This is a genomic window from Streptomyces sp. NPDC048584 (assembly GCF_043199595.1).
GTDB lineage: Bacteria > Actinomycetota > Actinomycetes > Streptomycetales > Streptomycetaceae > Streptomyces > Streptomyces edwardsiae.
In genome coordinates this window covers 434,286-446,536 of the sequence record NZ_JBICWF010000004.1, presented here as the reverse complement: position 1 = coordinate 446,536, position 12,251 = coordinate 434,286, and the positions used below count along the sequence as shown (strand labels likewise).

Here is a 12,251-nt window from a genome sequence, read left to right as displayed (position 1 = left end):
GTTGTCCACAATCACCCGCTGATCCACTGTAATCAACCAAGATCATCGCGAGTGGGGCGATGTGCCGGATCCTCCTGGCATGGCACTTCGATCACTCTCACGCACGGCGGCGGCGACCAGTGGCCCCGGCCGCCCACCCGCCTCCGACGGCCGCGCCCGCCACCGCCGCCCCCGCGCCCGGCACCGCGAGGCGGCGCACGAACTCCGGCGCCGGGCCCACTCCCTGTTCGACGACGACCGGGAGGACACCGGCCACGGCAGACGCCCTCCGAGCTGGGCACGGCCGGCCCTCCGCCCGCTCGCCCGGCCGGACGCTGTCGGTACGGCGCCCGGGGGGCAGGGGAGCGGAGCCGGCCGTGGGGTGGTGCCGGACGCCCCGCCCGGCGGGGTGCATCCGGCGGCCGGTGGCCGGCCACCCGGCATGCACCGATCGGCCCCCGCGGACCGAACGCCCGTTTCCGACCCCATGAGCGCCCCAGCCCGCGCGACGGCTGGGCAGCACCCGGCTACGGCGATGGGTCCGGTGGCCGTGACAGGCGCGAGGCTGGTCGACCGGCCGAGGGCCGGGGGCCGGGCCTCGGACGCGGGCCGGGCGGCAGACGTGGATCGGGCGGCGGACGTGGACCGGTCAGCGGAGGTGCGGCGGCCGGTCGGTGTGGGCCAGGTACTGGATGCGGGCCGGACGGTGGCTCTGGGGCGGTGGTCGGGCAGCGGTGCGGGCCGGACGGCGGACGGGGGCCGGGTGGCCCACGCGGGAAGGTCGGCCGGTGTGGGCCGGGCACCTGACAGGGGCCGGCGGGCGGATGCGGACCGGCCGGCGGGGCTGGGGCGGGCGGTTGCCGGGGAGTGCCGGGCTGGTCGGGATCGTGCGGTGGGTGCTGGGCAGCGGCCGGCCGACGCGGGCGTGGTGGTGGGCGAGGACGGTCTTGCGGGAGCGGGGGTGTTCGAGGGGGCCTCGGGTCGGCAGCGGCCGGCCGACGTGAGCGTGGTGGTGGGCGAGGCCGCGGGGACTTTCCCCGGCCGGGGGCGGGTGGGGCCTGCCCTGCGGGAGCGGTTGCCGGTGTGGGTGCAGGCGCGGTGTGGGCTGGAGCGGCGCAGCGTGGTCGCGTTGTCGGCACTGCTGGTGCTGGCCGTGGGGTTCGCGGTGCAGCACTTCTGGTCCGGCCGGACCGAGCCCGTGCGGGCACCGGAGGTCGTACGGGCGGCGGTGCCGCACGGGGACACGGCGGCGAAATCCGCCGGGGCTCCCTCCGCCGCGCCCGAGATCGTGGTCGACGTCAGCGGCAAGGTGCGGGAGCCGGGCATCCATCAGCTGCCCGCCGGTTCACGCGTCGAGGACGCGCTCCGGGCGGCCGGCGGCGTACGGCCCGGCACCAAGACCGACGCCCTGAACCGTGCCCGCTTCCTCGTCGACGGCGAGCAGGTGGTCGTGGGCGGCCAGGCACCCGCCGCAGCCGCCTCCGGGGGCGGCGCGGGACCGCCGGGTACGACGGGTACGGCGGCGGGAGCCGGACCGGCCACCCCGGTGTCCCTCAATACCGCCACCCCGGACCAGCTCGACGCCCTGCCCGGAGTCGGCCCCGTGCTCGCCCGGCACATCGTCGAGTACCGCACCCGGAACAGCGGTTTCCGCTCGGTGGACGAACTCCGCGAGGTGAACGGCATCGGCGACCGCCGTTTCGCGGACCTGCGCGCCCTCGTACGGCTGTGAACAGCGCCCCCACCGCGCGCCTGCGCGTTCACGCCGTCTCCGGGAAGCGGCTCGGAGCCGCGCACCCCCGGCAGGAGGCACCGACGGACCTGAGGCTGGTGCCGCCCGCCCTGGCGGCCTGGGCCACGGCGGCGGTGATGCTGCACGCCCCGCCCGGCAGAGCGGCCGGCACGGTGATCGCCGCCCTGCTGACGGCCGGCGGCATCCTCGCCGCACGCGGCGGGCCGGCCGGCCGGCGACGGGCCACCGCGCACGCCGTCGCCGCCGTGCTGCTCTGCGTCGCCGCGGCCGCCGGATCGGCGGGACTGCACGGCGCGGATCTCCGCCGGGGCCCCGTGCCCGCCCTCGCGCGGGAGTACGCCCGGGTGACCGCCGAGGTGGAGATCACCTCGGACCCCCGGCTCACCCGGCCCCGGGTCAGCGGCAACCACATGGCCCCGACGTCCGTACTGATCGAGGCCGACGCACGGCGTGTGGAGCGGGCCGACGGCACGGCGCGGACGACCCGCGCACCCGTGCTGCTGATCGTCGACCCGCGCCCGTCCGGGTCCAGGGAAGCCGCACCGGCCGCGAAGGAGAACTCCCCCTGGCTCGCCCTCCTCCCCTCCACCCGCCTCCGCGTCGAGGCACGGCTCGCCCCGGCGATGGCGGGCGGTGACCGGTTCGCCGCCGTGCTGCGGGTGAAGGGCCGGGGCGGCCCGGACGTCGTGGGCCGGCCGTCGGGCCCGCAGCGGCTGGCGGGACGGCTGCGGGCCGGACTGCGGGAGGCCACCGACGGACTGCCGGCGGACGCGCGGGCACTGCTGCCCGGGCTGGTCGTCGGCGACACCGCGAGGGTCACCCCGGAACTGGACGAGGCGTTCAGGGAGACCGACCTCACCCACACACTCGCCGTCTCCGGAGCCAACTTCACCATCCTCCTCGCCCTGCTCCTCGGCCCGCCCGGCCTGGCCCAGCGGGCCGAACGGCGCGGACTCGCACCCCGCCTCGGCATCTCCCTGCGGGGCACGGCGCTGCTGGGCGCGGTCCTCTCCCTCGCCTTCGTCGTGGTGTGCCGGCCGGACCCCAGCGTGCTGCGGGCCGCCGCCTGCGGCTCCGTCGCCCTGCTCGCGCTCGCCACCGGCCGTCGCAGATCACTGATCCCCGCCCTCGCCACGGCCGTCCTGCTCCTGGTGCTCTACGACCCCTGGCTGGCCCGCAGTTACGGCTTCCTGCTCTCCGTCCTGGCCACCGGCGCGCTGCTCACCCTCGGACCCCGCTGGAGCACGGGACTGCGAAGGCGGGGCCTTTCGCCCCGCCTCGCGGAGGCGCTGGCCGCCGCGGGCGCCGCACAGGCGCTGTGCGCGCCGGTCGTCGCCGTGCTGGCGGCGCGGGTGAGCCTGGTGGCCATCCCGTGCAACCTCCTCGCGGAGTTCGCGCTCGCCCCGGCCACCGTCCTCGGCTTCCTGGCCCTGGCCACGGCGCCGGTGGCGATGCCCGCCGCGAAGGCACTGGCCTGGTGCGCGAGCTGGCCGGCCGAGTGGCTGGCGCAGGTCGCCCGAACCGGGGCGGCGCTGCCCGGCGCGGGAGTGGACTGGCCCGGCGGCTGGTCCGGCGCGGCGGCCCTCGGAGCCGTCACCCTGGCCGGGCTGTTCGTGGGGCGGCGTCTGCTGAGGCACCCCTGGTGGTGCGCCGCGTGCGCACTGCTGCTGGTGCTCCTGGTGGTACAGCCACGGCCCCTGACCCGGGCGCTCACGGGCTGGCCGCCACCGGGCTGGCGGCTGGTGATGTGCGATGTCGGCCAGGGCGACGCCATGGTCCTGGCGGCGGGCGGGGACGCCGGAGTGGTCGTGGACGCGGGTCCCGACCCGGCCCTCGTGGACGACTGCCTGCGCGATCTCGGGATCACCCGCGTCCCCCTCGTCGTCCTGACCCACTTCCACGCCGACCATGTGGCGGGCCTGCCCGGTGTCCTGCGCGGCCGCGCGGTCGGCGCCATCGAGACGACGGCCTTCGAGGAACCCGCGGGCCAGGCCGCGTCCGTCCGCAGACTCGCCGCCGCCCGGCAGATCCCGCTGACCCACGCGGCCGCGGGAGAGGCGCGACGCACCGGCACCCTGTCCTGGGAGGTGATCTGGCCACCCCCGACCGCTCCACCCGCCCCCGCCGGCCCGGCGGCTCCACCCACTCCGGCCGTCCCGACCACCCCCACCACCCCCGCCTCCCCGCCCCCGGAAGGCCCGAACGACGCCAGCGTCGCCATGCTCGTCCGCACCGCCGGCCTGCGCCTGCTGCTCCTCGGGGACCTGGAACCCCCGTCCCAGCGGGCCCTGGCGAGATCCCCGACGGCCCGCCGGCTGACCGGTGTGGACGTCCTGAAAGTCGCCCATCACGGCTCGGCATACCAGGACCCGGACCTCATACGCCGGGCGGCGCCGAGGCTGGCGCTCATCAGCACCGGCGAGGGCAACACCTACGGGCACCCCGCACCGGGCACGGTCGCCGCCCTGCGAGCCGGAGGAGCGACGGTGCTGCGGACCGACCGCGAGGGCGCGATCGCCGTGCTCGCCGGAGAGGAAGGGAACAGAGCCGCCGGAAGGAGGGAGATACGAGTGGCGCGACAGTGAGACGGGCGGTGCACGCGCTCGGGCGGGTCGTCGATCGGAAGAGTTCACTCTGAGGCGAACCGGCATGCGTGACGCACCGCTACCCGTAAACTGCGCTCTGTGGCGGCCCGGACCGAAGGGGCCGGACGCCGGTGCTCCGGGGGAGGGGTATTGGAAGAGTGGGGGCCGCTGGACCAGGCGGTGGCGGGCATCTGGCCGAGAGTCCTGGGCCAGGTTTCCGGGCAGGAACTGAGCGACCTCGAGGGCGAGGTGCTGGAGGCGCTGCGCGCCTATGAGCAGGCGTGCGGAAAGGCGGAGGTACGGGCGTCCGGGGTGACGCCGGAGAGCTTCGACGCCATCGACACCGCGGCCCGCTCCGTGGAGGACGCGTTCCGGGCCCGTCCGCCCCTGGGGAGCTGGCTCGGCGAGGAGCTCGACCGGCTGTCCGACGGCCGGGAACGCTTCGGCCCGGCGCCGGCTCCCGCGTACTGGACCGCTTTCCAGCGCGCGCTGCTGGTACCCGTCCTGTACGCCACCGACCGCGCGAAGGAGAGCGACCGGTCGGGGTACGGCTCCGCCCGCGGCCCGCTCTCCCTCGGGCAGGCCACGGTGAGCGTGCCCGACGACCGCCCGGCCGGTGCGATGGGCAAACCCCGCTGGTGGCGCCTGCAGTTCCGGCCCGACCCCGCCCGGGACGTGCTGCTCGGCGCCGTCGAGCCGGCGGACGCCGACGGCTTCGCGCGGCGGGTGCGCACCCGGCTCGACCAGGGGACGCACCGGCAGGCGCTGGTGTTCGTGCACGGCTACAACGTCGGCTTCGCCGACGCCGCCCGGCAGACCGCCCAGATCGCCTACGACCTCAACTTCACCGGCGTGGTCCTGCTCTACAGCTGGGCGTCGAAGGGCGGGGTGCTGGACTACCCCGCGGACGGGGACGCCGCGATCCGGGCCGTGCCGTACTTCCGGACCTTCCTGCGCGACCTGCTCACCCGGACCGGCGTCCAGGAGGTGCACATCATCGCCCACAGCATGGGCAACCGGCTGCTCACCGCCGGGCTGGCCGGACTGGACACCAGCAAACTGACCGAGGGCGCCGGGCGGCTGGGACACGTCGTGTTCGCCGCCCCGGACGTCGACAGCGACGTGTTCCGGGACCTCCTGCCCGCCGCCCTGGGCCAGGCCCGTACCTGCACGCTCTACGTCTCGGACCGGGACCGCGCCCTCGCCGCGGCCCGCAGGCTCTCGGACTTCCCGCGCGCCGGGCAGGGCGGCGGCCCGGTGATCGTCGTACCCGGACTGGACACCATCGACGTCAGCGCGCTCGGCACCGACCTCCTCGGTCACTCGTACGTGGGCAACCACACCACGGTGCTGGCCGACCTCCACGCCCTGTTCCGGCACGGCCACCGGCCGGAACAGCGCTACGGACTCGTCGGCACACCGCATCCGGACGGCGTCCACTGGTCGTTCGGGCCGAAAGGATGACCCGGGCCCGCCACGGCCACCACCCACCACAGACAACGAGTGACGGACCATGACCCACTTCGTGGACAGAGTGCCCTTCGAATGGAGCGCGCCGGGCGCTCTGGAACTGCGCGACCTGCTGGCCAGTGCGTACTCCCGCTCCGCCCCGGCCGAACAGCTGGCCAAGCGGGCCGAAGTGGCGACCGGCTATGTCGACTGGGAACGCCCCATGATGACCGTCTGGTTCGACCTGATGGAGACGGCGAGCAATCAGAAGCGGTTACGGGCCCTGCTGGAGGCCGTCACCTCCGGGCCCGACCGGGCCGTCGGCGACCGGGTGCGGGAACTCCTCGCCGCGCACCCCGTGGTGGCGGCCCCGGACCGGCCGGCGAAGGCGCCGGACTTCGCGCACTTCGCGGACCCGGACGAACAGGAGCGCCGGATCTTCCGCGCCGGCACGCTGCAGGACGTCGTCTTTCTGCGCCGGGGCACCGAACTGGCGACCGCCGTGTGCCGGCTGCGGGTCACCGCGGCGGACGGCGCCCAGTACCACGGGACCGCGTTCCGCATCGCGGACGATCTGCTGCTGACCAACCACCACGTGCTCTTCGACGACCGGGGTGAGGGACCCGTCGCGGTGGAGGCCTGGTTCGGCTACGAGGCCGACCTGCACGGACGAACGCGGGAGCACCGGGTCGTGACCTGCGAACCGGCGTCGGCCGTCGGCGAACCCGGCCCGGACTGGGCCGTCGTCCGCGGCAGGGCCGGGCTCCCCGACGACGCGATGCGGGTGGCCCTCCCGGACAGCGTCTCGGTGTCCGTGGACGACAGGGTCTGCATCATCCAGCACCCGCACGGCGGGGTGAAGAAACTCGCCGCCCGGCACAACGTGGTACGGCATGTCGACGACACCGTGCTCCAGTACTGGACCGACACGGAGCAGGGTTCGTCCGGCTCCCCGGTCTTCGACGAACGCTGGGGCCTGGTCGCCCTGCACCGCCGCTGGCGGCGGATCGACGCCGGTGACCAGCGGCCGGTCGAATACCGCAACGAGGGCGTGCGGATCGACCGGGTCGTCGAGGGCCTCAAGCGGAAGCGGCTGGTGTGATCCGATGGCCGCCCTGATCGACGAACACGCGTTCAACCTCGACGACGAACGCGCCAGAAACCTCCTCAAAGCACTGAGCACCGTCTACGCCACCAAGCACACCGCACGCCAGCTCATCCTCGCCGCCGGCCTCCAGGAGGCCGACGTCCGCTGGGACACCAGCATGGCCGACGTATGGCCGGACGCCCTGGAGAAGGCGGCCCACGCCGGACGGCTGCGGACCCTCGTGGAGAGGGCCGCCGAGAACCCCAACACCGACGCCCATCCCGTCTTCCAGTACCTGCTGACGGAGGAGATCTCCCCCCGGGAGGCCGACCCCTGCTCCGCCTACCTGGTCAACAACCGCAGGAGGGCCTTCTTCAACCGGCTGGCCTTCCGCCGGACCCTGCACGACATGGTCCAGGGCGACGGCAAACGGGTGCTGGCCGTGCAGGGCCGGCGCCGCTCCGGCAGGACGCACAGCTGGTATCTGATCGCCCACGTACTGGACAGCCACCGCGTCAACCGCCGCCGTATCCGGATGAGCGACTACTACTCCCCGGCACAGGTGGGGGATATCGGGCACGCGCTGCGGGAACTGTTCGGCTGGGACATCTCCATCGACCACCACACCTCGGAGGACAGCCAGGCGCGGAGTCTGGTGCACCAGATCGAGCACCTGATGAACGGGGAGCAGCGTGAGAGCCGGGACCAGAGCGGCCACTGGCTGGTGATCGACGACTCGCAGCGGGTGCGCTTCACCGAACCCGCCCTCAGGGCCCTGACCCGGCTGGTCACCGCCGTCGTCGAGGAGGAGATGGCGGACCGGCTCCGTATCGTCCTGCTCGCCTACGACGGCTGGCTGCCCTCCGAGCTCCAGCCCTATGTCGCGTACGAGGAGTTCGGCCCCATCACCGGCAAGGACCTGCACGACTATGTGCGCGCCGTCGCCAAGGAGACCGGCCGGCCCACCGACCCCGACCTCGCCGACCGGCTCGCCGACGAACTGAGCAGCCGGTCCGGCGGCGGACGGGTCGCCGCCGACGAACCCCTGCCGATGACCGACGCACTGCAGCTCGCCGCCGCCTCCTGGGCCCGCGACCAGTACGCCGGAGGCGGTGACCGGCGTGACTGAGCACCCGTCGGACCCCCAGGAGGACCCGGACGACCCCGGCCGCCGTCACCTCCGCGAACGCACGGCGCTCCTGGGCTCGTTCTCCGCGCACGACCTCATGTCCGTGCCGGACGACGCGGCCGGCACCGCCGACGCCGGGTTACAGGACTTCCTCCTGGAGGAGTGCTCCCGTATCACCACCTCCCACGGCCGCCGGTGGTGCCTGTCGGCCGGCCCCCGGGCCCGGACCCTGGACGCCCTGCGGACCCGGGAGAGACTGCTGGCCGCCGCGAGGGCCGCGCCGGGTACGGAGGACGACCCGGCACGCGCCTGGGCCGAACGGCTGCTCCTGCACGGCCGTCCACCGTCACCGGCCGGGCAGAGCTACGAAGCGCTGTACACCGCGCTGACCGTGGTCGGCTGGTTCGAGGACGCGCCGCGGGCCCGCGCGCGACTGGCCCTCGACGGAGTCGCCCTGCCGGACGCCGGCACCATCGAGCAGGCGCTCGGACGGGCCCGCCTGCTCCAGCCGCTGCACGCCCTCGTCGACTCCGGGTTCACCGGTCGCGCCGGTGAACTGGCCTGGCTCGGCGCCCTCCTCGACGAGCCCCCGGACGGCGGCCGTGACACCGCGAACCACTGGGCGTTCGTGCACGGGCCCGGCGGAGTGGGCAAGTCGACGCTCCTCGCCCGTTTCGTCCTGGACCGCCTCGACGACGGACACGCACCCCCGACCCCCTGCCTGTATCTCACCTTCGACCGGCACGACCTCGTCGCCGAACGGCCGCTGACCCTGGTGGCCGAGGCCGTGCGCCAGCTGGGCCTGCTCCACCCCACGCTCGCCGAGCACACGCGGGAGCTGGAGCGGGAGCTGGAGAGCACCCTCACCGCCGACCGGCTGACCCGCACCGAGGACGCCCATCTGGGCCCGCGCGCCGCCCACCAGCGCGACGAACTCACCCTGGTCGACGCCCTGGCGGCCCTCGTCACCTCGGTCACCGGCGGCGCCACCCGACGCTGGCTGCTCGCCCTGGACGCCTTCGAACAGGTGCAGCGCAGCGGACCCGTGGCCGTACAACGCCTGCTCGACTTCCTCTTCCTGCTGCACCGCGCCCACCCCGGCCTGCGTGTCGTGGCCGCGGGACGCGCCCCCGTCACCGGCGACGCCCCCTTCGAATCCCTGCAACTGGAGGGATTCGACCCCGAGACCGCCCGGACGTTCCTGCGCCACGAACTGACGAACGCCACCGGGGGCGTCCCGCCGGCGCACAGCGGCGGCGAGATCGAGGACATCCTGCGGACCGCCGGCACCAGTCCGCTCAACCTCAAGCTCGCCGCGGCGCTCGTACGCCGGGCGGGCCCCCACGCCCTCGACGACCCGCGCCTGCGCGGCCGCCTCATGCTGAGACTGGGCGCCGAGACGAAACAGGGCGTCCTCTACGGCCGCCTCCTGGACCACCTCGCCGACCCGGACCTGCGCCGCATCGCGAGCCCCGGACTCGCCGTCCGCGTCCTCAGCCCGGACATCATCCGCGAGGTGCTGGCCGAACCGTGCGGGCTCGGCGAGGTCGACGACGTACGCGCGAGGACGCTGTTCGACGAGTTCCGCGCCGAGGCCACCCTGGTCGAGGACGTGCCCGGCCGGAACGCCGTGGTGCACCGCGGCGACGTCCGCCGGGTGATGCTGCCCATGCTCCGCCACGACCAGCGGTCCGTCATGACCCGTATCCACCGCAGGGCCGTACGCCACTACGCCCGTCCCGACACCGGGGACGACCGGGTGGCCAACCGGGTGGAGGAGCTCTACCACCGGCTGTCGCTCGCCCAGCCGACCCGCAAGCTGGACTCCCGCTGGATCGACGAGGCGGGCCCCCTGCTGGAGAGCGCGATGGAGGAACTGCCCCCGCGCTCCCGGGTCTATCTCACGGAGAAGCTCGGCAACCCGGCGACGGCCGAGCTGCGCGCCAGGGCGGACGACGAGACCTGGCGCCGTCAGGCACTCCGGGTCGGCAAGGCCCTCCTGGCGGCGGGCGTCGCCGACGGGGTGGCCGAGGTGCTCGCCGAACGGCCCCGGCTGGTCCCCGACGACATCGGCCTGACCCTGCTCAGCATGCGCGCTTTCCTCGCCCTGCGCCGTCCCGCCGACGCGTACGCACTCGTCGGGCGCGGACTGGAACTGGCGGCGGAGCCCGTCGTCTTCGTGGATCTGTCCCTTCTGGGGGCCCGCGCCTGTGAGGGCCTCGGCCGCTACGAGGAGGCCCTGGGCCTGCTCGCCCGGGCCCGGCGCACGGCCGAGGGAGGGCAGGGCATGGGGGTCCGGCCGCTGTCCGTGGCCGCGGCACAGCTGCGGAGCCACCGGCGTGGGCACACCGCCGACACGCCGGAGGCGGTCTCCCTGCGCGCCGACACCCTGGCCCTGGTGGCCGCCGTCGGCCCGGGAGTGTTCCGGCGGCACCCCCTGCTGGTCCGCGAACTGGCCGCCGAGATCGGCGACGAGATGCCGTGGCTGGTGTCCTACACGGCCAGGTCGCTCGGGGTGGGCGGCACCGAGGGATCCGACGCCGCCCGGATCGGCTCCCTGACCGGCGAGGTCGTGGCCACGCCGCACCCCAGGCCCGTGGACGTCGTCGCGGACGGCGGGCGGGCCGTGGCCGCCGGACCTCCGGAGCGTGCCGCTCCGACGGCGTCACGGGGAACCGTGGACATGGGCAGCGTCAGTGTGAGCAGCGTCGGCCGGGGCACCGCCATCGGGAACATGATGGGTGGGGCCTTCGCCATCGGTGACCTCAACCGGACCCTGGTCGACTCCTACCAGCACGAGGTGGACCGCCCCTACACCGGGGACGCCGTCGTCGTCCTCCCCGGGTTCGCGGGAAGCGCCCTGGTGGACGAGAGCACCGGCAAGGTCGTCTGGGGGATCAACGCCAAGCGCCTCCTCACGGGCATGATGCGCGATCTGGGGCAGCTGGCGGTGACGGAGGAGGAGCGCCGGGGGGCGCCCGGGCGGATGCGCCCCGCCACCCTGCTCCAGGGCCTTGCCTGGCTTCCGCTGCTGGGCGGCCTGTCGCCCTACGGCGCCCTCGTCAAGGGGGTCCGTTCCGTGGTGCTGCACGACGAGGCCGTACTGGAGTTCCCGTACGACTGGCGGCTGTCGGTGGAGAGTTCCGCCCGCCGTCTCACCGAGGCCGCGCTGCGGCATCTGGGGGAGTGGAGGGAGCACCCCGCGGGCCGGGCGTCCGCCTACCAGAGGTCGGCCGACCGTCCGAAACTCGTGCTGGTCGCCCACTCGATGGGCGGGCTGGTCGCCCAGGCCGCGCTGGCGGCGTCCCCGGAACTGGCGGACGCGACCCGGGACCTCATCACGATCGGCACCCCCTTCCACGGCATCCCGGGAGCCGCCGGATTCCTCGGTCCGGACAGCAGACTCCGGCGCGGTTCATGGCTGCGGCAGCTCGGCGAGGCCGCCCGCACCATGCCGGGCTTCTACGACCTGCTGCCCGACACACGCTGTGTCGTCACCCCCGACGGAGACCTGCGCCGGCTCACGGCCGAGGACATCGGGACGATCGGCGGGGACGAGTCGCTCGCCCTGCAAGCCGAGGAAGGGCGCCGCAGACGCGCGGCGGCCGCCTGGGGGCCGACGCAGCTGCACACCATCGCGGGCACGTCCCAGCCCACCCCGCGGATCATGACCGTCTCCGACGGCGAGGTACGGCTCTCCCCGAACCTCCCCCGGCCGGACGAGTACGGTGGCCCGGTCGACGGCCCGCAGGCGTGGACCGCGCCGGCGGACGAGGACGGGGACGGTCTGGTGCCGCTGGACAGCGCGTCGCCCGGCTGGGCCGTCACCCGGCTGCCCGTGGTGGGACAGCACAGTTCGCTCCCGGCCGGCGCGACCGTGATCAACCTGGTCCAGGAGGTGCTCACCCGCGGAGCCGGGCGCCCCGCCGCCCCGCGATGGGGCCTCGGCACCACCGGGACCGCGGTGGCCGCACCGCCGTTCGGGATCAGCGCGCCGCCCGAGGTCGTCCCCGGGCAGAACTGGCGCCTGACGGTCACCGGAGCGCATGCCGGTGCCGTCGTGTGCCGGCTGCTGCACGCCGAGACGGACGAGGTCGTGGAGCGCCTGGAACTGACGCCGGTGGCGGGTGAACCCGGCACGACGTACGCACGGGTCGCCGTGAGGGCTCCCGGGTTCTACCGGATCGTCGCCCAGGCGGGCGGGCTGTCCGCGACGGCCCTGGTCGTGGCGGTCGCGGTCGACTGCCCGACGACGGAGGACTGAGCCGC

The 12,251-nt window shown here is 74.8% G+C and carries 7 protein-coding genes; 6 read left to right on the top strand and 1 reads right to left on the bottom strand.

What is annotated here, in order from left to right:
* Positions 1-97 precede the first annotated feature (97 nt).
* On the bottom strand, positions 98-256 hold the full coding sequence (locus tag ACGFR9_RS12315; RefSeq protein ID WP_393206188.1) for a hypothetical protein: 159 nt from the start codon (positions 254-256) through the stop codon (positions 98-100).
* 615 nt (positions 257-871) lie between these two features.
* Between ACGFR9_RS12315 and ACGFR9_RS12310 the strand changes: the two genes are divergently transcribed.
* From ACGFR9_RS12310 to ACGFR9_RS12285, 6 genes are all read left to right on the top strand, one after another.
* Entirely contained in the window at positions 872-1,711 is an 840-nt protein-coding gene (locus ACGFR9_RS12310) for a helix-hairpin-helix domain-containing protein (RefSeq protein WP_393206185.1), read from the top strand.
* Entirely contained in the window at positions 1,708-4,317 is a 2,610-nt protein-coding gene (locus ACGFR9_RS12305; RefSeq protein ID WP_393206182.1) for a ComEC/Rec2 family competence protein, read from the top strand. The genes ACGFR9_RS12310 and ACGFR9_RS12305 overlap by 4 nt, the downstream gene beginning before the upstream one ends.
* Before the next feature lie 150 nt (positions 4,318-4,467).
* Positions 4,468-5,781, top strand: a complete 1,314-nt coding sequence (locus ACGFR9_RS12300) for an alpha/beta hydrolase (protein WP_393206179.1) — start codon at positions 4,468-4,470, stop codon at positions 5,779-5,781.
* Between the two features lie 49 nt (positions 5,782-5,830).
* Positions 5,831-6,868 (top strand): trypsin-like peptidase domain-containing protein, encoded by a 1,038-nt coding sequence (locus ACGFR9_RS12295; RefSeq protein WP_393206176.1) that lies wholly within the window; start codon positions 5,831-5,833, stop codon positions 6,866-6,868.
* Between the two features lie 4 nt (positions 6,869-6,872).
* Positions 6,873-7,982 (top strand): effector-associated domain EAD1-containing protein, encoded by a 1,110-nt coding sequence (locus ACGFR9_RS12290; protein WP_393206173.1) that lies wholly within the window; start codon positions 6,873-6,875, stop codon positions 7,980-7,982.
* The gene (locus ACGFR9_RS12285; protein ID WP_393206170.1) at positions 7,975-12,246 is read left to right on the top strand and encodes a hypothetical protein; all 4,272 of its coding nucleotides are present in this window, start codon (positions 7,975-7,977) and stop codon (positions 12,244-12,246) included. The genes ACGFR9_RS12290 and ACGFR9_RS12285 overlap by 8 nt, the downstream gene beginning before the upstream one ends.
* Positions 12,247-12,251: the final 5 nt, after the last annotated feature.

Bases quoted from the DNA above. Each gene is read 5' to 3' on its own strand.
- ACGFR9_RS12295 (WP_393206176.1), top strand. From the start codon at position 5,831: ATGACCCACTTCGTGGACAGAGTGCCCTTCGAATGGAGCGCGCCGGGC.
- ACGFR9_RS12290 (WP_393206173.1), top strand. From the start codon at position 6,873: ATGGCCGCCCTGATCGACGAACACGCGTTCAACCTCGACGACGAACGC.